We start from the raw sequence: 21,343 nt of genomic DNA on the forward strand, positions 1-21,343 counted from the left end.
CCGGACCGGTCTCAACCGAGCGCCCCCGTGTCGCGCAGGGCGGCGATTTCGGCGGTGCTAAAACCCAGTTCGCCCAGCACCTCGTCGGTGTGCTGGCCGTGACCGGGACCGGCGCCGGGCGTCACCGGCGTAGGCGCGAAGGAGAGGCGGATCGGCGCCGAAATGGTGCGCGGCATCTCCGCGAGCGTGCTTGGCACCACCGCGCCGTTGGCCACCGCCTGTTCGTCGTGCGGCACGTCGCGCATGACACCCAGCAGACCGAAGGTGATGCCGTGATGGCGGAGCCTGAGGCGCCAGTGCAGCCAGGGGTGGGCCGCGAACACCGGATCGAGGATCGCCGCCAGTTCGGAGGCATGGGCGCGGCGCTCTTCGGTCGTCTTGAAGCGTGGATCGTCCAGCAGCTCGGGCCGCTCGATCGCCTGGCAGAGCTCGGGCCACAATTTGTCCTCGCGCACGATGGTGAGCTGGATCCAGCGATGGTCGGCGGTGCGGTACTGGTTGGCGAGCGCGCTCCTCGGCTGGGTGCGCGGCGGCCGCGGCGCCACGTAGGCGCCGAGCAGGGCGCCCTGCGCCAGCATGGCGTTCGACCACAGGCCGCTCGCATGCAGCGAGGTGCCGACTTCGCTGCCCTCGCCGGTGCGCTCGCGATGCAGCAGCGCCATGAGGACGGCGGCGAACAGGTTCATGCCGGCCATCTGGTCGCCCTGCGCCGGCAGCGAGAAGGCCGGCGGCCCGCCCTCGTAGGTGAGGGCGTCGAGCAGGCCGGAACGGGCGAAGAAGGCCGTCGAATCGAAGCCCGGCTGGTCGGCGTCGGGGCCCTGCTCGCCGTAGCCGGTCATCGAGGCATAGATCAGCCTGGGATTGAGCGGCGCCACGTCGGTGTAGCGCATGCGCAGGCGCTCGCGGACTTTCAGCGGGAAGTTCACCACCATCACGTCGGCGGTCGCGACCAGCCGGTCGAAGGCGGCGCGGCCGCCCTCGCTCTTGAGGTCGAGCACGATCGCCCGCTTGTTGCGGTTGGTCAGGTGCCAGCAGAAGTTGACGGGATGCTGCGGGATCGAATGGGCCTGGCCGAGCTTGCGCTGCGGGTCGCCCTCGCCGGGCGGCTCGATCTTGATGACCTCGGCGCCATAGTCGCCCATCACCGTGGTCGCCACGGGACCGGCGATGAAACTCGCGAGATCGAGCACCCGCAGGCCTTCCAGCGGCAAGTGCCCGCTCATTGATGTTTTCCTTTCGAACACGTACATCGCACCCTACTCCGGGGAGACACGTTTAGGTCAATGGCCGGCCATCGTCGGAACTACGCGATCGCGGCGGGGCTGGTGGTCCTGCTGGCGATCGGTGCGCAGCTGTTGCCCTCGGCGCTGTGGGCCTGCGGCCTGGCGGTGCTGCTCGGCCTGGCGGGCGTCGTGCTGTTGCGCGGCAACCGCTGGCGCACGGGCGCATTGCTCGCCACCGCGCTTGCCGTCAGCCTGGCGCTGCTCGATGCCGTCGCCGGGTTCCTGTCGCCCGCGCCCATGGGACGCGGCCTGGTGCAGACGACCGATCCGAAATGGTGGCCGCCACCCGATCCTACCCTGGGCTTCCGGCCCCTGCCGAGCACCAAGGTCATCGCCACGGCGACCTTCGGGCCGGAGCTGGTCTATCGCCAGACCTATCATTTTGACGGCAACGCCGCGCGCGTCACGCCGGCCGGCCCGGCCGGGGGCGATACCTATCTGTTCCTGGGCGACTCCTTTGTCTTCGGCCAGGGGCTCGCCGACGATCAGAGCCTTGCCGCGCAGTTTGCCAAGGCGAACGACTACACGGTGCGCACCGTCAACCTCGGCGTGCCGGGCTACGGGCCCAACCATCTCGTGCGCGCCCTCGAGGCGGGGCTGCTCGACCGCTATGCCGACCAGTCGGTCAAGGCGGTGGTGAGCTGGATCATCCCGGCCCATCTCGCGCGCGTGACCGGTAACGGCAGTTGGCTCGGATCCTCGCCGCGCTACGTTCTCGACAAGGGCGTGCCGCGGCACACCGGGACCTTCAACGAATATCGCTGGACCCATCCCCTTGCCGGGCTGAAGTACCTTCTGGGCGAGCAGTTCCAGTTCGTCGACGCCATCGGCATGCGCCAGCGCCAGGAGGAGCAGGCCGATCTGTTCGTCGCCCTGATGGTGCGCCTGCAGCAGCTGTCGCGCGAGAAATTCGGCGCGCCCCTGATCGTCGTCTATTCATGGCCGGACGAAGTGCACAGGAAGGGCTATGGCGACGCAGAATTCCTGATTGCCGTGCTGAACCGTCTGCGCCAGGCCGGCATTGCACTGCTGTCGGTCGACAACCTGACCAGCAAGATCGACATGTCCTTGCTCCTCATTCCCCACGACGGCCACCCCACTGCCTACACCTACGAATTGATCGCGGGCGAGCTGAAGCGGCGTCTGGCAGCGCCCTGAATTCGCGGTGCGGTCGATCCCTCTGGACAGGCGGTGGGGCAGGCACAAGTCTGGCATCTGACCACTGTTTCCACCGAGGAGTATCCCGAATGGCACGGCTAGGATTTGGCGCCTTTCTCGCTCCCCATCATCCCATCGGCGAGAATCCGATGCTGCAGTTCCGGCGCGATATCGCCTTCGTGAAGCATCTCGACGAGCTGGGCTACGACGAGTTCTGGTGCGGCGAGCATCATTCCAGCGGCTGGGAGATGATCGCCTCGCCCGAGATGTTCCTCGCCGCGGCGGGTGAGCACACCAAGCGCATCAAGCTCGCCACCGGCGTGATCTCGTTGCCCTATCACCATCCCTACAACGTGGCCCAGCGCATGGTGCAGCTCGACCACATGACCGGCGGCCGCGCCATCTTCGGTTCGGGTCCCGGCGCGCTGCCGTCGGACGCCCATACGCTCGGCATCGATCCGATGACCCAGCGCGACCGTCAGGACGAGGCGATCGGCGTCATCCGCCGCCTGTTCCGGGGCGAGCGCGTCACCCACAAGTCCGAGTGGTTCACGATGCAGGACGCGGCCCTTCAGCTCCTGCCGCTGCAGGAGGACATGCCGTTCGCCGTCGCCTCGCAGATCAGTCCGTCGGGCATGACGCTGGCCGGCAAGTACGGCATCGGCATCATCTCGCTGGGTTCGATGTCGAGCGAGGGCCTGACCGCGCTGCCGACGCAGTGGGGCTTCGCCGAGTCGGCCGCCAAGAAGGCCGGCACGGTCGTCGACCGCAAGAACTGGCGCGTGCTGCTCAACTGGCACATTGCCGAGACCCGCGAGAAGGCGCGCGAGGAGGCGCGTCACGGGCTGATGCGCTGGCACAACGAGTATATCCACGGCACGCTGCAGCGGCCGGGCTCGGTCGCCTACAAGTCGCCGGACGAAGCCGTCGCGCAGATCTCGGGCGAAGGCTCGGCCGCCGTCATCGGCACGCCGGACGACCTGGTGAAGATGATCAAGGCCGTGGTCGACCAGAGCGGCGGCTTCGGCACCTGCGTCGGCTTCGTGCACGACTGGGCCAACCCGGAGAACACCTTCCGCAGCTGGGACATGGTCGCGCGCTACGTCATCCCCGAGATCAACGGCTACGTGACCAAGCTGCGCGAATCGCAGAAGTACCTCCAGGAAAACCGCGCCGTCTTCGACCGCGCGGGCCAAGCCATCATGGCCAAGATCATGGAGAACAAGGACGCCGCCGAAGCGCTCAAGGTCACCAGCAACCCGCGCGTCACCGCCGCCGGGGCGCAGGTGCCGAAGGGCCTGGGCAAGCAGGCGGCGAAGTAGCGCGCGCTGACGCCGATTGACAGTCCGCCTGCAATCCCGGCAGCTTGCGACCAATAAGAACGTCGGCAAAAGCGGGCGACGAGGGAACGTTTCAGGAGGGATGGACCGAGTGAGCCATGTGGCCCCGCTGCGCGCGCCTGATCGGCCGAAGCCGGTGGTTTCCGTCGCGCGAGGAAGCGGCTGATGCAGGCCTACGTCATCCGCCGCGTGCTGGCGCTGGTGCCGACCCTGATCTTCGCCAGCCTGATCGTGTTCATCACCGTGCGGCTGATCCCCGGTGACGTCATCGACCTCATGCTGTCGACCAACGACATCGGTGCCGACAAGAAGAGCCGCGAGCAGCTCGAGGCGGCACTCGGCCTCGATCAGCCGGTTTACATCCAGTATTTCCGCTGGCTGGGTGCGATCCTGCTCGACGGCAGCCTGGGCAAGTCGCTGTGGCAGAACACCTCTGTGATGGAGGACATCCTCCACCGCCTGCCGCTCACTTTCGAGCTCGGCCTGATGGCGCTGATCGTGGCGCTGATCGTCGGCATCCCGATCGGCGTCTATTCAGCCGTCTCCCAGGACACGATCGGCGATTATGTCACCCGTTCCTTCGCCATCCTGGCGCTGGCGCTGCCCGGCTTCTGGGTCGGCACGCTGGTCATGGTCTTTCCCGCGATCTGGTGGGGCTGGTCGCCGGACGTGAAGCTGACACCTTTCACCGAGAATCCGCTGCGCCACATGGGCCAGATGGCCATCCCGGCGCTGATCCTGGGCAAGGCGTTCTCCGCTGTCGTCATGCGGCTCACGCGCACCATGATGCTGGAGGTGATGCGCCAGGACTACATCCGCACCGCGCTCGCCAAGGGGCTGGCGACACGCACCACCATCCTGCGCCATGCGTTGCGTAACGCGCTGATCCCGGTGGTCACCCTGGTCGGCCTGCAGGCGCCGGTGCTGTTCGGCGGCGCCGTCATCCTGGAGCAGATTTTCGTCATTCCCGGCATGGGGCTGCTGCTCCTGGAAGCCGTCAGTCAGCGCGACTATCCCATCATCACCGGCGTGTTCCTGATCGTGGGCGTCGCCGTCGTGTTCATCAACCTGCTGGTCGATCTCAGCTACGGGCTGCTCGATCCGAAGGTGAGGTACCGCTGATGGTCGCGATCATCGAGACCGCGAGCGCGCCACGGCCGGCCCCGCCGTCCGGAGCTTGGCGCTTCCTGGTTCGGCTGTTTCAGGACAAGCCGCTGGGCGCATTCGGCTTCGTGATCTGCATCCTCTTCCTGTTCTGTGGCCTCTTCGCCGACGTGCTGGCGCCCTACGGCTACAACCAGATCAGCCCGATCAACCGGTTGAAGCCGCCGAGCGAAAAGTTCTGGCTGGGTACCGACAATCTCGGCCGCGACATGCTCTCGCGCTGTCTCTACGGCGCCCAGCTCTCGGTCATCATCGGCCTGTCGGCGGCAGCACTCGCTACCGTGGTCTCGGTCTTCATCGGCATCGTGTCGGGCTATCTCGGCGGCAAGTTCGACATGGTGATGCAGCGCTTCGTCGACGCCTGGATGAGTTTCCCCGACCTCATCATCCTGATCGTGGTCGTCTCGGTGGTCGGGCCGGGCATGGGGCCGGTGATCGTCATCCTAGGTCTGCTCTACGGCATAGGCGGCAGCCGCATCATCCGTGGCGCCGTACTGTCGGTGCGCGAGAACGCCTATGTCCACGCCGCGCAATCGACCGGCGCATCGCTGCCGCGGATCCTGTGGCGGCATATCCTGCCCAACGTCATGGCGCCGGTGATCGTGCTGTTCACGACCCGCGTCGGCGCGGTGATCCTGGCCGAATCGGGACTCGCCTTCCTGGGGTTAGGCGTGCCGCCGCCGGCGCCGACCTGGGGCGGTATGCTGTCGGGCTCGGGCCGCTCCTTCATGTACCTGGCGCCCTGGCTGGCTCTGGCGCCCGGCCTCTGCATCACCATCGTGGTTTACGCCATCAACGTCTTCGGCGACGCGCTGCGCGATCTTCTCGATCCGCGCATGCGCGGCAGCCGTTGAATAGGGAGGGTTCGATGAAATTCATGCGTGGCGTTCTGCTCGGTACCGCGTTGTCTCTCGCGCTTGGCGTGGCGCCCGCCGCCGCCCAGTCCAGCGACAAGCCGCAATACGGCGGCACCCTCGAGATCGGCACCGTCTACGTGACGCTGTCGGCGCTGTCGTTCGATCCCAACGACTGGAACTGGAAGCTGAACCACGACACCGGCCAGTATCTCGAACAGCTCTTCCAGGGCGACCTCTCGAAGGCCAAGAGCCGAGGCGGCCCGCACGCCTTCGTGGCCGACGGGTACCTGCCGCAGGACGCGATCAAGGGCGAACTGGCCGAGAGCTGGGAGTGGAAAGAAAATCCGCTCCGGGTCGAGATCAAGCTGCGCAAGGGCGTGATGTTCCCCGAGAAGGCGGGCGTGATGAAGAGCCGCGAATTCACGTCGGAAGACGTGGCCTTCAGCTTCAACCGTCTGATCACGAGCCCCAAGCAGCAGAAGGGCTACTTCAACCACGTCGCCAAGGTCGAGACGCCCGACAAGCACACGATCGTCTTCTACATGAAGTACTTCCACTCCGAGTGGGACTACCGCTTCGGCTGGGGCTACTACTCGCCAATCTACGCCAAGGAAATGGTCGACGCCGGCGCCACCAACTGGAAGAACGCGGTCGGCACCGGCCCCTTCCAGCTCACCGACTACGTTTCCGGCAACTCCAACACCTACAGCAGGAACCCGCTCTACTGGGACAGCGAGAAGATCGGTGGCCAAGAGTACAAGCTGCCGTTCGTCGACAAGATCGTCTATCGCACCATCAAGGACGAGGCGACCTGGATCACCGCGCTGCGCACCGGTAAGCTCGACATCCTTGAGTCGATCCGCTGGCAGAACGTCGATTCGCTGAAGAAGAGTTCGCCGCAGCTGAAGTGGAACCGCTGGCTGAACATGAGCGGCACCTTCATGGCGATGCGCATGGATGTCGACGGGCCGTTCAAGGATGTTCGCGTCCGCCGCGCGCTCAACATGGCGGTCAACAAGGACGAGATCGTCAAGGCTTACTACAACGGCAACGCCGAACTGTTCGCCTATCCGCAGCACCCCGACTACGGCCCGTATTTCCAGCCGCTTGCCGACATGCCGGCTTCGGTGAAGGAACTGTTTACCTACGATCCCGCCAAGGCCAAGAAGCTGCTGGCCGAGGCGGGCTTCCCCAAGGGCTTCACCACCAAGGTCCAGGTCTGCTCGTGCAACCCAGACCACATGGATCTGCTGCCATTGATCGCGGCCTACTACGAACAGGTCGGCGTGAAGCTGGAGATTCAGCCGATGGAGTATGGTGCGTTCCTGAGCGCCATGAGCTCGCGCACCCACGCGCCGGGCTATTTCATGAACTCCGGCCACGTCAATCCGACGCGCACCATCCACAAGAGCTTCATCACCGGTGAACTGTGGAATCCGGCGGGCTACAGCGATCCCAAGTACGACGCCAAGATGGAAGAGGTCTTCCGCACCAAGGATGAAGCCACCCGCATCAAGATGCTGCGCGAGCTGACGGTCGAGATCCTCGACGCGGCGCCCTATGTCTGGCTGCCGATTCCCTACATCTACACCGCTTGGTGGCCATGGGTGAAAAACTACGGTGGCGAGCTGCGCGTCGGCGCGGTGCGGCCGGGCCCGATCTATGCCCGCATCTGGGTCGATCAGGAGATGAAGAAGAAGATGGGCCACTGAGTATGGCCTGTTGCGTACCGGGGCGCGCCTGATGGGCGCGCCCCTGCTCAGCGTCAGGAACCTGTCGACCGAATTCCGCACCGAGCGCGGCACCGTCAAGGCGGTCGACGACGTCTCCTTCGATCTGGCGGCCGGCGAGACGCTGGCGATCGTGGGCGAGTCGGGCTCGGGCAAGAGCGTGACCGCCATGTCGATCCTGCGCCTGATCCCCGATCCGCCGGGCCGCATTTCCGCCGGCGAGGTGGTGTTCGACGGCCGCGATCTCCTGAAGCTGGAGGATCACGAGATCCGCGCCATCCGCGGCAACCGCATCGCCATGATCTTCCAGGAGCCGATGAGCTCGCTCAATCCCTCGCTCACGATCGGCCTGCAGATCGCCGAGCCGATCAACCTGCACCGCAAGACGCCATGGGCGGCGGCAATGGACATGGCGGTCGAGCTGCTGTCGCGGGTCCGTCTGCCCGACGCCAGGAGCCGCGTAAAATCCTACCCGCATCAGTTCTCCGGCGGCATGCGCCAGCGCGCCATGATCGCCATGGCGCTGGCCTGCCAGCCACAGCTCATCATCGCCGACGAACCGACCACGGCGCTCGACGTCACGGTGCAAGCGCAGATCCTGGCGCTGCTGAAGGAAGTGACGCGGGCGGCCAACTCGGCCTTGATTCTGATCACCCACGATCTCGGAGTCGTGGCGCGCTATGCCGACCGGGTCTGCGTCATGTACGGCGGCCGCATCATCGAGGCCGGCCCGGCCCGCGAGATCTACGCCCGGCCGCGCCATCCCTATACGATCGGCCTGATGGCCTCGGTGCCGCGGCTCGACCAGGCCACAGGCACGCGCCTCGTGCCGATCGACGGCCAGCCGCCCAATCTCGCCAACCTGCCGCCGGGCTGCGCCTTCGCCCCGCGTTGCCGCAATGCCGTCGATCGTTGCCGGGTCGAACGGCCGGCGCTGGTCAGGAGCGGTCCCGAACATCTTTCGGCATGTCATTTCCATGACCAGCTCAGCGCCTGACGCCATCCTCCCCGAGGCGGTCCTCGAGGTCCGCGACCTCAAGGTCCACTTTCCGGTGATGGCGGGCGCCGTCGTGCGCAAGCAGGTCGGCAGCGTGAAAGCCGTCGACGGTGTGTCGTTCAATGTCCGAAGGGGCGAGACACTGGGCCTGGTGGGCGAGTCGGGCTGCGGCAAGAGCACCACCGGGCTCGCCGTACTAAAGATGCTCGACATTACCTCGGGCCAGGTCGTCTTCGAAGGCGAGGACATTTCCGGCTACGACCGCGCCCGCATGCGGCCGATCCGCCGCCGCATGCAGATGGTCTACCAGGACCCGTTCGGCTCGCTGAACCCGCGCATGAAGGTGGCCGAGATCGTGGGCGAGCCGCTTGAGGTGCACGGCATGGCGACCGACCGCGCTGTCTATCGCGAGCGTGTCGCCAGCCTGCTCGACATGGTCGGGCTGCTGCCCGACATGGCCGACCGCTACCCGCACGAATTCTCCGGTGGCCAGCGCCAGAGGATCGGCATCGCCCGTGCGCTGGCGCTCGAACCGTCGCTGATCATCTGCGACGAGCCGGTGTCGGCACTCGACGTGTCGATCCAGGCGCAGGTCGTGAACCTGTTCCAGGAACTGCAGGAGCGGCTGGGCCTGACCTATATCTTCATCGCCCACGATCTTGCCGTGGTCCGCCACATCAGCCACCGCATCGCGGTGATGTATCTCGGCCGCATCGTCGAGATCGCCTCGCGTGGCGATCTCTACGCCCGCCCGCTGCATCCCTATACCGTGGCGCTACTGGCGGCGATCCCGATCCCCGATCCCGAGGTCGAGGCGAGCAGGCCGCAGCAGATCATCACCGGCGAGGTGCCCTCGGCCATGCGTCCGCCGCCGGGCTGCCGCTTCCATACCCGCTGCCCCCGGGTGATGGACGTGTGCAGGAGCGTCGACCCGCCGATGCGCGACATGGGCGACGGCCGGGCCGTCGCCTGCCATCTCCATGGCGCCTGATTTTTAGACGAAGCTGGCGCGCGCCTTCAGCGTCTCGCGGTCGAAGCCCGCCACCTTCTTGTAGCGCTCGGAGATCGTCTCGAGTTCGGCGGCCGAAATCACATCTTCGATGCGTTCGAAGCGTCTGCCGCCGGAGCGCTGCCAAACCTCGCGCAGAATGGCATCGGGGGGATCGGTGCGGTTGGTCAGCACAACCTTGGCCGTCGCCGGATTGCGCACCGCCTCGTAGGCGAGGAGCGCCGCTTCCGTGGCGCCGTGCTTTCTGATCTGGCCGGTGAGAAAGCGGGCGTCGATGATCGCCTGGCCCGCGCCATTGGAGCCGCGGGGATACATCGGGTGCGCGGCATCGCCCAGCAAGGTGAGGCGGCCGAAGCTCCAGCGCGGCAGCGGGTCGCGGTCGACCATGGGATATTCGAGGATCTCTTCGGTGCTCTCGATCATGGCACTGACGTCGAGCCAGTCGAACTTCAGGCCGGCAAAGGCCGGCATCATGTCGGCGAGGCGGCCGCGGCCGGTCCAGTCCTGGCGCACCGCCGCGGGCCGGTCGATCTCGGCCACCCAGTTGATCAGGGGCAGGCCGCCTGTTTCGGGCGTGCCGGGCCGCACCGGGTAGATCACCGTCTTGCCGACCGTCATCCAGCCGGTAACCGCCATCGTGTCGCCGCCGAGGTAGGCCGGCCAGCGCACCGTGCCGCGCCACATGTTGACGCCGGAATATTTCGGCGGGCCCTCGTTGGGAATGAGCTGGCGGCGCAGCGCCGAATGGATGCCGTCGCAGCCGACGGCGAGCTTGCCCGCCTGGGGGGACGCCTTGTCGAAATGGAGGACGACGCCATTTGCGTCCTGATCGACCCTGACGCAGCGATGGCCGATCCGCACGGCATCCCCGCCCAGCCGCTGTTTTACGGCGGTAAGCAGGATCTCGTGCAGATCGGCGCGATGGATCGAGAGCTGCGGCCAGTCGTAACCGGCAAAGCGGCCGCGCGGCTCCTTGTAGATGAACTGGCCGTGGCGGCTGTAGAAGGCGAGTTCGCGCGTTTCGATGGCGCGCGCGGCCAGCGCTTCCTGCAGGCCGAGTTCGCTGAGCTCGCGCATGGCGTGCGGCAACAGGTTGATGCCGACGCCCAGCGGCAGGATCTCCGGCACCGCCTCGAAGATTCGGCAGGAGATGCCGGCCTGGTGCAGGCTGAGCGCCAGCGCGAGGCCGCCGATGCCCCCGCCCACGATCAGGACGTCCGGCTTCGAAGCGCTCACTCGGCCGCGATCCCGCGCTTGGCCACGACATCGGCCCAGCGGGTACGGTCGCGCGCCACGATCGCACCGAGTTCGGCCGACGTCGAGGTTGCGGGGATCAGGCCCTGAGCTTCGAACGCCGCCTTGGCCTCCGGCGCGTTCAGGATGGCGGCGACTTCGCGGTTCAGGCGCGCGACGATCTCGGGCGGCGTGCCTTTGGGCAGGAAGAAGCCGTACCACATGTCGACGTCGACGCCATTCAGGCCGCTTTCGGCCAGGGTCGGCACGTCGGGCAGCTGCGGCAGGCGCTGGGGACTGCCAACGGCGATTGCCTTCAGCTTTCCGGCGCGAATGTGCTGGGCCGAGACATGGACCGGCAGGAACATGTAGCCGATCTGGCCACCCAGCAGATCCTGCACCGCGCCGGCCGTGCCCTTGTACGGCACATGCAGCAGCTCGATGCCGGCGGAGGTTTCGACCAGCGCCATCGACAGATGATGCGGCGTGCCCACGCCGGGGCTGCCGTAGGTCAGGGTCTTGGGGGCCGCCTTTGCTGCCGCGATCAGCTCGGCCAGGGTGGTGGGCTTTTGATTGGGGTTTGCCACCAACACCAACGAACCCCAGGCGGTGAGGCCGAGCGGCACGAAGTCGGTCACCGGATCGTAGGGCAGGTTCTTGTAGAGGCTGGGGTTCATGACCAGCGTGTTGACCGACGACATCAGCGTGTGGCCGTCGGGCTTGGCGCGCGCGACCTGCTGGCTGCCGATATTGCCGCTGGCGCCGGCGACGTTCTCGACCACCACCGGCTGACCGAGCTTGGCGGTCAACCGCTCCGCCACGAAGCGGGCGATGATGTCGGGGCCGGTGCCCGGGGTGAAGGGCACGATGATCTTCACCGGCTGGTCGGGCCAGGCAAAGGCCGCCCTGACGAGGGCGGGGCCGGCCAGCAGGCCGGCGAGGAGGGGCAGGGTTTGGCGGCGACGCATGACCACCATTCAATCAGCCTCTTCCGTCGCCGTCGATACAACTCCTACGGGTTTTACTTTCTGGATGTTCGTTCTATAATTGTTCTCCGGAATCGGGAGAATGCAATGCAGGCAAAGGTGCGGACAGTGGCTTTCCAGGGCGTCGACGTCCTGCCGGTCGATGTGCAGGTGATGATCGCGCCGGGGACCGTCGCCTTCGCCATGGTGGGCCTTGCCGACAAGGCGGTGGGCGAAAGCCGCGAGCGGGTGCGGGCGGCGCTCCGGGCCCTGGGTCTGGCGCTCCCGCCGCAGCGCATCTCGGTCAATCTGTCACCGGCCGACCTTGCCAAGGAGGGCAGCCATTACGACCTGCCGATTGCGCTGGCGCTGCTCGCTGCCATGGGCGTGCTCACCCGCGAGTGCCTGGAAGATTTCGTCGTGCTGGGCGAACTGGCGCTCGACGGATCGCTGAGCCGCGTGCCCGGCGTGCTGCCGGCGGCGATCGCCGCCGCCTCGTCCGGGCGTGGCCTGATCTGCCCCGCGGTGTGTGGTGGAGAGGCGGCGTGGGGTGGTTTCGAATCCGACGACTCCGACCGGCCCACCATCGTGGCGGCGCCCTCGCTGCTCGCCTTGATCAATCACCTGCGGGGCCAACAGACCCTGCCGGCGCCGGAGGCGCTGGTCGCCGACGATCGGGTCGTCTATCCCGACCTCGCCGAGATCAAGGGCCAGGAAAGCGCCAAGCGGGTGCTGGAAGTCGCGGCGGCTGGCGGCCACAACCTCTTGATGATCGGCCCGCCGGGCTCGGGCAAGTCGATGCTGGCGGCGCGTCTGCCGGGCCTGCTGCCGCCGCTCGAACCGGATGAAGCGCTGGAGGCGTCGATGGTGCGGTCGCTGGCGGGCGACCTGGCCGAGGGCAAGCTGAGCCGTCGCCGCACTTTCCGCGATCCTCATCATTCCGCGACCTTGCAGGCGCTGATCGGCGGCGGCCAGCGCGTGCGCCCCGGCGAGGTGTCATTGGCTCATCACGGCGTGCTGTTCCTGGATGAATTGCCGGAGTTCAGCCGCGCCACTTTGGAGGCGCTGCGTCAGCCGCTGGAGTCGGGCCGCGTGACCGTGGCGCGGGCGTCGGCGCACGTCACCTATCCGGCGCGCTTCCAGCTGGTGGCGGCGATGAATCCCTGATACTGCGGAGCCTATTTGCCGCGGTTTCAATCGAAGGTTCGTATAGAAACGAGATATCTATATCTTCTTGAGCGATAACGATTTTTTCCGTTATCGCTTCCACAATGCTCCGCTTCTCCCCGAAGGGGAGAAGCGGCCATCGGTCGTAGAGGTTGGTGGCGGCACTGCGTACTTCAGCCTCAGATAGCTGACTGATTTTCAGGACGTCTATGGATGCCTGAAGGGCGGGAAGCTCCTGATCAATCTGCTCAAGGCGCTGGGTCAGCGGACGGTATCTCGTCCCGAAATCTTCCTTCTCAATTTCCTTCGACATGTAGAGTTCGTAGGCACGCTCGCGATCGGCCGAGACTTTCTCCCGTTCGGCCGAGAGGACTTCGAGAAGCCGCTGCTTCTCCCCAAGGGTTTCATTCGCAGCTGCGAGATGCTTCTCGACCTCCCCAGGTGCCACAGCCAAGGCCCGTAGCTGCTCGTGGTAGACGCCTTCAAGGTCAACGATGGGGATCTTGGTCTTCTTGCACCCATAGCAGACGTACCGGCTCTTGTTGCTTGAGGTGACGTACATCTTCCCGCCGCAGCCGCAGAAGGCGTATCCGGCGAACAGATGGACAGTTTTCTTGGCCGGCTTCTTGTACTTGCTGCGGGAGCCATCCAGGAGGGCTTGGCAGGTGTCCCAGAGCTCCTCAGACACGATCGGCTCAACTTGGTGGTACACCCACTCGCTTTCAGGTTTGCGGACTATCGGCTTGCTCTTGCCCACGTTCCTGGTGGAGTTGGCGATCCGGATACCCTTGGCCGTGGGGTCCCTAAGCAGGCGGGTGACGGTGGTCATGGAAAAAGTGCCGCCGCCCCGGGTGCGGTACCCGCGGTCGTTCAGGATGCGGGCTACCGTCTTCTTGCGGCCGTGCTCCTGGTACAGCTCATACAGAAGGCGGCGGACGGGCGCCTCCTTCTCGTCTGGGACGAGCTTGCCGTCCCGCCAGACGTAGCCGAACGGAGAGGACCCGCCGAGGGGCTTCCCGAGCTTGGCGCGGATCGGAACGGACGCTTGGACGCGGGAGGCGATCTCCGCTCGCTCAAACTCGGCAAGGGCGCCTATCATGACAAAGAGGAAGCGACCTGCGGGCGAGCTGGTGTCCAGGCTCTCGTCCAGGGAGATAAGGTCCGCATCGTGCTTCTTGAAGTAGTCCGCAAACTCAAGAAGCTCCTTCGTATTGCGAGCCAGGCGAGCGAGCTTTGAAAAGACGAGGCCGGTGATCTTGCCGCGCTTTACGTCCGCGAGCATCCGCTTGGCCTCGGGATGCTCGATGACGGACTTTCCGCTTACAGCGTCGAGCCGGTACACCTCGCAGACGGTCCAGCCTTTCGCCTCAGCATAGAGGCGGGCTCGACGCTCATGGTGCTCGGGACTATCCGACTGCACCTGCATCTCCGTGGAGACGCGAATCCAGATGCCTACGGTCTTGGTTGACTGCTGCACGGTCTTTCTCCCGCGGATTTGGACGCTCCGAAATAGGCGCCTTGCGCTACACGCGCCAATAACCACCGGTTGCAAAGTATGCGGACAAGGGGGAGAACGTGGCAATCCCGATTCGTAGGGATGACTAGGCGGTTCAGCCCAACGCGAATGGAGGGATTACATGGCCAAGGGCGCGGGGAGCTTCGGCTCCAGCACGGTCAAAAAAGTGGCCGCTAGCAAGGTGTACAAGCTTGTCCGGAAAGACATTCGGACGTTCCTGGGGAGTAATCCGCCGCCGCGGACGCCGGTGCGTCTGTTGCGCAGCGAGCTCTGGGATGAGATCGCGCTCCTGTGTGAACGCTGGTACCGGCGGGGATGCCGGCGAGGTTTCATGGAAACGAGAGACCACTTCAAGAGCACGGGGAAAATGCCCAAGCACCTCCGCTATGAATACATGACAAAGGAGTTCTTCCATAAACGCGCCCGGACGGGAACAGTGACCAAAAAGTAGAAGCCGCCCACTCACGTGTGGGCGGCTTGGAGTTCTGGTTAGTTGGCGAGAAGCCAACCCACTGCTTCATTAGCCTTCGTAGCGGCCGTGAAGATCGCTCGCTTGTCTCCTTTGAGCACTTCCAGCCATTCGCCGATGTACGCGGCGTGGTCCTTCCTGGGTATGTGCAGGACGAAGAACTCCGCACATAGATAGGCCGCGCCAAGCTCCGCGATGAGCTCCTCCATGGCGTAGTCATGAGTACCGAAGCGAGTCGTGAGGTTGCGGGCCAGTCTGCACCAGTGGCCGGTCCAATGAATGAGCTCATGGAACATCGTGGAGTAATACGTCTCGGTGGCCGTACTAGTGTCTGAGCCCTTAAACCAGCCTTTGTGCGGGACCGTTATGCAGTCCCGCGCCGGCCAGTAAGCGGCGCTTTCGCCGAATCGTATGTCCGCGCCGGTAGCAGCGATGAAATTCTCGATCACTTCATGCGGAGCAACCGCACTCTGCAGCGAGACGCCTGGCTCCTCCCATCCATCCACCTGGGCCGCATTGAAGACGAAGTACGCTCTGGCAAGCAGCCGGTAGTCTTCGATCGGCTCGCCGGAGTTGGCGTCCTCGGCTTTCACCGGAACCTTTTTGTAGTAGACGATCATCGTCGCCTTCTCGCCCTTGCGTACCTGGGCGCCAAGGTCGTTCCACTGCCGGTAGGTTGCCCAGTGGTACGAGACGAACCTCCGGTTTCGAGCCGCAGCCCACAGCACCAAGGTATTGATGCCGCGATAAGCATCGCCGGTATAGGCGTTGCGCGGCCGGCCGGAGGCCATGCCGTGCCAAGGCATTATGAATTTGCCCGCGCCGGCTTCGATTGCCCGGACGATCTCGTCCGTCACGCGCTGGTAGAGGTCGAGGCGTGTCGCCTCGGAAAGAACATCTGTCATGGTGGATCTCCGAAGGTTGGGGCCGCTTGGGCACCAACTCTCGGAGACACGAGCTGCCGCTACGGAGGCTCCTCCGCAGGCACGAATGCGTAGTGCGTGAGCGCAAGTGCAGCGGCATCAAACAATGAGAGCCGCTGATCCTCAGTCTGCCAGAGCTTGCGGATGGGCGGCTTGCGGTGTGCAAGGGCCGGGATGTAGGTGGCTATCGCGTGCGCGATCTCGTAGCGGGTGATGGCACCAGCTTCCCGGAAGGTGTCCTGCACGCGCTGGCGCGAGTACCGCGCGAGCGTGAGATTTTCCGCTTCGCAATGCGCCACGATCAGCGCGTGGAGACGCTTGAGTCGCTCGGACTTGTTGGATGTGTTCGGATCGAACGCCTCAAGCACGATCGTATCCGGACGTAATGATTTGCAGAGCTGCGCCACGATCTCAAGGCATCGTGCATTCGCATTCTTGCTTTGGCCACGGACGCGCTTGATGCCCCAGTCAACCGGGGACAGCGGCGCCTGGAAGAGCGTGTATGCGATACCTTTTGCCGTGGGGTAGATCGCGAGCACCAACTCATCGTATTGGCGGCTCATTTTCCGCGGGTGCGCACGCGATCAGCCGCGCGGGCGAGGATAGCTTCAAAGAAGGCTTGGCGGCGAACTCCCGCCTCGGAGGTGTCCTTCTCGGCCTTTTGATGCAGCTTATAAGCGTTACGCAGCACCGCCTCTTCGACCTCGGCAACCAGGCCAGGGAAAAGCTCCTCCGGCAAGAGGCCGAAGATGAGCCCATAGGCTAGGATTTCCCGTGCGTTGGGCTGGCGCAAGCTGCGCTCAACGCGCGAGACCCGGTTGTGCCCGGTGTGCGGGATGAGCGCCCGGAAATCCTTCTGATGAAGTCCCCACTTCAAACGATGAGCACGCAGCAAACAACTGACCTTGTTCATGATGTTCTTGCTGGCGAGAGGAGTTAAGAGGCCCTCGCCGCATGCAAACATCATGACGCTGCGCAAGCGTATCGCTAAGGAGGCACAATCCACACCTTGTGGCAGGTCCCGGGGAGTTAGGGACTTAGGGAGGAACGTACGGGTATCTCGTGTCTCGCAACGCTTGGAGCAATTGGGCTCGAACGCACAACGGGCGTCCCTTGTGGGCGCCCGTTGTGTTTCTCCCTTTCTCCCTAACTCCCTCGACATCGATTTATGCAGAGTTTTTCCCCTCGCTATCCCCAATGCCGTATCTCGCGAAGAGCGCGGCCAGTCTCGTTTGATCTTTGAGCGAGACGGCAATCACGCCGCCGGTCTTATAGAGTGGCAAGCCAAGCCGATTGCGCAGCACGCCGCCAAGAAAGCGGTTGGTGATGGTACGCTCGTACTCGCCACCGAAGCGCTCGCCGAAGGCGGACACGATTTCCTGAAGCGGCAGAGACGGCCGATCGGCGGAGCCGGTCGCTGCAGCGATAATCGCGAGCAACTGGCCTTCAGTGGAACCGGTACGATCCGATACCACGCCCTCCTGGACGTAAGCGGCGTAGCTGCGGATGGCGGTCCGGGCCTCCTCGGTTGGTGCCACGGACAGGAGGGGCAGCAGTATCTGATTCATCCGAGGTTCGAGCGCCGGATCTACCAAAGACGGGTCTATGCAGACCCTTCCGCGTTCTCTGAGACGAAACATCAGGAGCTTGCAGCGTAGTGCGTGCGCTTCGGCTTCCTGGTCCTCCGGCAGGCTGATGGGAATATCCGCGCGCAGGGTTTGCCCGGACATCTCCTCCGTGAGGAAGCGGCTCTCAAGAGCGCGGTCTTCATACGAGCCGCGCATACCTACGATCTTCGGGCCGTACACGGAGAACGCCCGCGGCTCGAACTCCTTGCTCGCGGTTACCTGCGTCCTTAGGACGGAGAAGCCCTTCACGTTGCCGTTATTGAGAATCTTCACGAGCTCGGCTTTCTCATCTGTGAAGCGGAAGTCTGCTTCGTCGAAGATGAGGGTGCCTTTGAAGGTGTCCAAGGTGTGGAAGATCGGCGAGACGGTGGAAGCACCGCTCGCAAAGAAGCCCTTGTATGCGATGCTACCAAACACGATGAGCGCACGGGTCTTGCCGGAGCCGTAGTCCCCGCGGAAACGGAGGTATGGCAACTCGTTGAAGGCGTCATAGACCCAGGAGAGCAGGGTGTATGAGACAGCGATCTTGAGAAACGCTGGCGAGAGTGCGAGGTAGCGGTCTGCGTATTGCTCGATCTCAGTGAACAATTCTTCGACGGAGCCGTACTCTTGGGGCACGCCGGGAAGGCGGACCGCTCGGTGCTTGAGGAGATTGTGCGCTGCCGGTACAGGCACGTGGCGGACCCCATCGTAGGTCCAGTCCGCTCCTACGTCGAAGGAACCGTCCCGCGCGACCACCAACGCGGTTGGCTGGTCTGGCGCTTCTTGGATGATCTCAACAAGCGTGCCGTCTAGGCAGGCCATCGACACAACGCGTATTGGCTTCCGTACCTGCTTGTCCTTCATTCGAGTCACGGTACCTGCGGAAGACTTGTGGCCGCAGGTGGCACAAATCACCGAAGCGGTGTGAAAGACCTCCTGCAGTTGGCCAACGGCGGATCATAGGATGGGCTCAATGCAGATCGATGAGCCCTACATCCCTCCGTTCATCCGGCGGCTGATGCCGAGCGCTTCTGAACAGGATCTCCTTCGGGCAACCAATAATTTGCGCCGCTACCTCAGTGTGATGTACCGGCTCTTCCGTGAACTCGAAGTCGAGCAGGCTAGGGCCGATTCGCACCGGCCGATGCTCGATGATAGATTCCAGTCAGGTGGCGATAACCCACCTTCGCAATGAAGACCTATTTTGCCTACATCCGGGTTTCCACGACGAAACAGGGTAAGGAAGGTTCTTCTCTTAGCGCACAGAGGGATGCGATCGAGGCGTTCGCGCGCAGAAATGACCTCGCTATTTCTGAGTGGTACGAAGAGCAGCAGACCGCGGCGAAGATCGGCCGTGCTGCGTTTCTGCGCATGATGGGTCGCCTCGAACGGGGTGGCGCCGCCGGCATCATTCTTCACAAAATCGATCGAGGCGCTCGCAATCTGTGGGATTGGGCGAGGATCCAGAGCTTGCTCGACATCGGAATCGAAGTGCATTTCGCCCACGACAATCTCGATATGAAATCCCGAGGTGGCCGGCTTGCAGCAGATATCCAGGCAGTGGTCGCTGCAGATTACGTTCGGAACTTGCGAGAGGAAACTCGCAAAGGACTGAGAGGGCGCCTCAAGCAGGGGCTGCTTCCGCGTGCCGCGCCGCTTGGATACCAGAACAACGGCAAGGGCAAGGCCAAGACGATTGATCCAATTGTAGGCCCGCTCGTTCGACTCGCCTTCGAGCTGTACGCATCACGGCAGCATTCCTTCAAAACGCTACGGAAGGAGCTTCACCGGGAAGGTCTTACGACAAAAAATGGTAGCCCACTCAACCTCTGCAGTATCACGGCAATGCTGCGCAATCCGTTCTATGCCGGCGTCATTCGTCTGAAGTCTACGGGAGAGCACTTTCCAGGCATCCATGAGCCACTAATCAGTGCTGACCTATTCCAAGAGGTCCAGAACGTGCTCGACGGTAAGCTCACTATCAGTGTCAGCAAGCATGAGTTCCTCTATCGCCGCCTTCTTAAGTGCGGCTTGTGCGGAACAACGCTGATCGGCGAGCGCCAGAAGGGCCACGTGTACTATCGCTGCCATACGACCAGCTGTCCGACGACAGGAATCAGAGAGGACCACGTCTCGACCGAGCTCAGCTATCACGTGGAGGGCATGCTGCTGGCTCGCGAGGATGTGGAAGAACTGATTCCCATCATCAGTGAGGAGGACAAGGCCTGGAGTGCACAAAGGAGTGAGAGACTTCGATCTGCTGACCTAAAGATTGCGGCTCTCAAGGAGCGAGAGGCGCGCCTCACAGACGCCTACGTGGATCAGCTCATCGATCGCGAGACCTATGAACGTAGAAAAGCGTTACTCTTCCTCGAGATTGCCAGGGCCAGAGAGGCAAGGTCATATCTCCCGGACGCCAAAGATACGATGAGCGCCAGGATTGACGCGTTCTTTGGGTTTGTTCAGTCACTTGATGTGACCAAAGTGAGTGGGCGCGTGAGGACATTTAGAGATGCCGTCAATATCCTCACCTCGAACCGGACGCTGGTCGGCAAAAAGCTTTGTGTAACACTGCAATCGCCCTTCCAAGAACTGAGTTCAGGCCTTGCCGTTCTACGTTGCTCCCCAGCGCGAGGCGATTCTCGAAATTCGGAGGCACAAAACACAGACGGTGATACGAACGCCCACCGCGAAGTGGGGAGAACTCTGGCAACGGAGCGTGCCGAAGTGCTCCTCAAGCACCTCAGAGGGTGGAAACCACCGCCAGACTTCACGTTGTCAGAGACCACCTCGAACTCCCGAACGGGACCTCAACAGTGGCGGAAGAACCTGATGCATCAGCGACCGGAGGACGAGCTGCGTGAGGCGGCGTAGGTCGCCGAGAACAGCATTCACTTCCCGAAGCTCTAATACTGATTTCTCCTAGTAGAAATTGCCGATCTGATAGAACGGGTTGCCTGCAACAGGTGTCTTGAAATCCATCCGACCGATAACGCATCGGGCGTTTGCCGGAAGGAAGGTGAATTGGCTCACGTTGCCGAGCTTGTTTGATGAGTCGATGATGGGTTGGTTCTCCAACACCTTCACGAGCAAGGCCACAAATGACACCCAGTTGTCATCGCTATCCACCAATGAGCCAGGCAGGCCATATGTGCTGAGGAATCTGCGCAGGTCGTTCCGCAACCGGGACATATAGATAAAATCTCTAGCTGGATCAGCCGCCCCAAGCGGAGAGTGCGGTTGTAAAATAGCCGCTGCAGCTGCGTTGTAGATGTCGCCGAGTATAGCGATCATCTCCTTCGTCAGGCGATCCTTCCTCGTGTGTACGCACCAGTCCGCATAGAACTTGAGAATGGGATAGGTCACTACCGCATTGTCGTGGTCGATGATCTTCCTGATCTCAACCAGGAGATAGACGATGTCTCGCTCCTCGGCCGGCGGCATCTGCGCTGTCAGGAACGCATCTAGTTTGTCGACAATTTCTGGGCGCGCCATGCTCGTATTCTAAGCTATGGGCGCCGAGCAATCCTGAAGATCTAGTTGCTTCCGCGTTTCTGTTAGGTGAGCGATCTCGGCAGAAAACCGCCGCTTGAAAATGAGTAGCTGCTGAAACGTTGTCGGGCCGGTAATGGCCTTGTTCAAGATCGGAGCTAGCCCCTCCGTGGTATCGAGCCAAACCCACCCCTCCAACAGAGCGTGCTTAACTACATAGGCCGAAGATCGACCTAGACGCCTATGATTGAAGAGAAGTGCCGCCGTTTCGAACAGGTTTAGAAGTTCGAGTAGCTCGCGCTCCACTTGGTCGCCAAGCGCAGCATTTGCACGGCGTTGGGCATCCCCAAGTTGCTTTACGAGTTCCAGACAGTCTCTCGCATCAGCCGATCGCAGCTGGGTCCGGGCGCTAAACAGGGAAATAATTGCC

19 protein-coding genes and 1 pseudogene are annotated in these 21,343 nt (G+C 63.4%); 11 read left to right on the forward strand and 9 right to left on the reverse strand.

Translation table 11 applies throughout. The annotated features are described in order from the left end of the window. Nucleotides 1-11: 11 nt before the first annotated feature. The gene (locus EPO55_RS20325) at nucleotides 12-1,223 is read right to left on the reverse strand and encodes a CoA transferase (RefSeq protein WP_296339035.1); all 1,212 of its coding nucleotides are present in this window, start codon (nucleotides 1,221-1,223) and stop codon (nucleotides 12-14) included. Nucleotides 1,224-1,283: 60 nt separating this feature from the next. Here EPO55_RS20325 and EPO55_RS20330 point away from each other — a divergent pair, with 60 nt between their 5' ends. The 7 genes from EPO55_RS20330 (at nucleotide 1,284) to EPO55_RS20360 (ending at nucleotide 9,520) form a co-directional block, all read left to right on the forward strand. Beyond that, nucleotides 1,284-2,441 carry a hypothetical protein gene (locus EPO55_RS20330; RefSeq protein WP_296339038.1) on the forward strand — a complete coding sequence of 386 codons (1,158 nt, stop codon included), beginning with the start codon at nucleotides 1,284-1,286 and terminating at the stop codon, nucleotides 2,439-2,441. A gap of 89 nt (nucleotides 2,442-2,530) precedes the next feature. Next, nucleotides 2,531-3,763: an LLM class flavin-dependent oxidoreductase gene (locus EPO55_RS20335; protein ID WP_296339039.1), complete on the forward strand. Its 1,233-nt coding sequence runs from the start codon at nucleotides 2,531-2,533 to the stop codon at nucleotides 3,761-3,763. Nucleotides 3,764-3,946: 183 nt separating this feature from the next. Further along, nucleotides 3,947-4,903 carry an ABC transporter permease gene (locus EPO55_RS20340; protein WP_296339040.1) on the forward strand — a complete coding sequence of 319 codons (957 nt, stop codon included), beginning with the start codon at nucleotides 3,947-3,949 and terminating at the stop codon, nucleotides 4,901-4,903. Continuing rightward, complete coding sequence (locus tag EPO55_RS20345) at nucleotides 4,903-5,799, forward strand: ABC transporter permease (protein ID WP_296339041.1); 897 nt, start codon at nucleotides 4,903-4,905, stop codon at nucleotides 5,797-5,799. The genes EPO55_RS20340 and EPO55_RS20345 overlap by 1 nt, the downstream gene beginning before the upstream one ends. Nucleotides 5,800-5,813: 14 nt before the next feature. Then, a complete protein-coding gene (locus tag EPO55_RS20350; protein WP_296339042.1) occupies nucleotides 5,814-7,514 on the forward strand; it encodes an ABC transporter substrate-binding protein in 1,701 nt (566 codons plus the stop codon). A 31-nt stretch (nucleotides 7,515-7,545) separates the two neighbouring features. Continuing rightward, nucleotides 7,546-8,529, forward strand: coding sequence for an ABC transporter ATP-binding protein (locus EPO55_RS20355; protein ID WP_296339191.1), 984 nt, complete (start codon nucleotides 7,546-7,548; stop codon nucleotides 8,527-8,529). Further along, nucleotides 8,510-9,520: an ABC transporter ATP-binding protein gene (locus EPO55_RS20360; RefSeq protein ID WP_296339043.1), complete on the forward strand. Its 1,011-nt coding sequence runs from the start codon at nucleotides 8,510-8,512 to the stop codon at nucleotides 9,518-9,520. Before EPO55_RS20355 ends, EPO55_RS20360 begins: the two co-directional genes overlap by 20 nt. Nucleotides 9,521-9,523: 3 nt before the next feature. Here the strand turns inward: EPO55_RS20360 and EPO55_RS20365 are convergent, their stop codons facing one another. Both EPO55_RS20365 and EPO55_RS20370 read right to left on the reverse strand, forming a co-directional pair. Further along, a complete protein-coding gene (locus tag EPO55_RS20365) occupies nucleotides 9,524-10,774 on the reverse strand; it encodes a flavin-dependent oxidoreductase (RefSeq protein WP_296339044.1) in 1,251 nt (416 codons plus the stop codon). After that, nucleotides 10,771-11,739 (reverse strand): tripartite tricarboxylate transporter substrate binding protein, encoded by a 969-nt coding sequence (locus tag EPO55_RS20370; RefSeq protein ID WP_296339046.1) that lies wholly within the window; start codon nucleotides 11,737-11,739, stop codon nucleotides 10,771-10,773. Before EPO55_RS20370 ends, EPO55_RS20365 begins: the two co-directional genes overlap by 4 nt. 105 nt (nucleotides 11,740-11,844) lie before the next feature. On the opposite strand from EPO55_RS20370, the pseudogene EPO55_RS20375 reads away from it, so the two are divergent. Next, nucleotides 11,845-12,900 (forward strand): annotated as a pseudogene (locus tag EPO55_RS20375) (YifB family Mg chelatase-like AAA ATPase); the annotation flags it as partial. Here EPO55_RS20375 and EPO55_RS20380 read toward each other — a convergent pair. Further along, nucleotides 12,857-14,446, reverse strand: coding sequence for a recombinase family protein (locus EPO55_RS20380; protein ID WP_363719480.1), 1,590 nt, complete (start codon nucleotides 14,444-14,446; stop codon nucleotides 12,857-12,859). The pseudogene EPO55_RS20375 and the gene EPO55_RS20380 sit on opposite strands and share 44 nt — an antisense overlap. Nucleotides 14,447-14,540: 94 nt before the next feature. On the opposite strand from EPO55_RS20380, the gene EPO55_RS20385 reads away from it, so the two are divergent. After that, nucleotides 14,541-14,870, forward strand: a complete 330-nt coding sequence (locus EPO55_RS20385) for a hypothetical protein (RefSeq protein ID WP_296339048.1) — start codon at nucleotides 14,541-14,543, stop codon at nucleotides 14,868-14,870. 38 nt (nucleotides 14,871-14,908) lie between these two features. Here the strand turns inward: EPO55_RS20385 and EPO55_RS20390 are convergent, their stop codons facing one another. The 4 genes from EPO55_RS20390 to EPO55_RS20405 all read right to left on the reverse strand — a co-directional run bounded on the left by EPO55_RS20390 (nucleotide 14,909) and on the right by EPO55_RS20405 (nucleotide 18,285). Continuing rightward, nucleotides 14,909-15,793: a zincin-like metallopeptidase domain-containing protein gene (locus EPO55_RS20390; RefSeq protein WP_296339049.1), complete on the reverse strand. Its 885-nt coding sequence runs from the start codon at nucleotides 15,791-15,793 to the stop codon at nucleotides 14,909-14,911. A gap of 59 nt (nucleotides 15,794-15,852) precedes the next feature. Next, on the reverse strand, nucleotides 15,853-16,374 hold the full coding sequence (locus EPO55_RS20395) for a hypothetical protein (protein ID WP_296339050.1): 522 nt from the start codon (nucleotides 16,372-16,374) through the stop codon (nucleotides 15,853-15,855). After that, nucleotides 16,371-16,724 carry a hypothetical protein gene (locus EPO55_RS20400; RefSeq protein WP_296339051.1) on the reverse strand — a complete coding sequence of 118 codons (354 nt, stop codon included), beginning with the start codon at nucleotides 16,722-16,724 and terminating at the stop codon, nucleotides 16,371-16,373. Before EPO55_RS20400 ends, EPO55_RS20395 begins: the two co-directional genes overlap by 4 nt. Before the next feature lie 253 nt (nucleotides 16,725-16,977). Beyond that, on the reverse strand, nucleotides 16,978-18,285 hold the full coding sequence (locus tag EPO55_RS20405; protein ID WP_296339053.1) for a hypothetical protein: 1,308 nt from the start codon (nucleotides 18,283-18,285) through the stop codon (nucleotides 16,978-16,980). 109 nt (nucleotides 18,286-18,394) lie between these two features. Between EPO55_RS20405 and EPO55_RS20410 the strand changes: the two genes are divergently transcribed. Continuing rightward, nucleotides 18,395-18,616, forward strand: coding sequence for a hypothetical protein (locus tag EPO55_RS20410; RefSeq protein ID WP_296339056.1), 222 nt, complete (start codon nucleotides 18,395-18,397; stop codon nucleotides 18,614-18,616). Further along, nucleotides 18,613-20,295, forward strand: a complete 1,683-nt coding sequence (locus EPO55_RS20415; RefSeq protein WP_296339057.1) for a recombinase family protein — start codon at nucleotides 18,613-18,615, stop codon at nucleotides 20,293-20,295. The genes EPO55_RS20410 and EPO55_RS20415 overlap by 4 nt, the downstream gene beginning before the upstream one ends. A 48-nt stretch (nucleotides 20,296-20,343) precedes the next feature. Here EPO55_RS20415 and EPO55_RS20420 read toward each other — a convergent pair whose 3' ends face one another. Next, nucleotides 20,344-20,916: a hypothetical protein gene (locus tag EPO55_RS20420; RefSeq protein WP_296339058.1), complete on the reverse strand. Its 573-nt coding sequence runs from the start codon at nucleotides 20,914-20,916 to the stop codon at nucleotides 20,344-20,346. Nucleotides 20,917-21,343 lie beyond the last annotated feature (427 nt).

This window comes from Reyranella sp. (genome assembly GCF_004296935.1).
In the GTDB taxonomy this organism is placed as follows: domain Bacteria; phylum Pseudomonadota; class Alphaproteobacteria; order Reyranellales; family Reyranellaceae; genus Reyranella.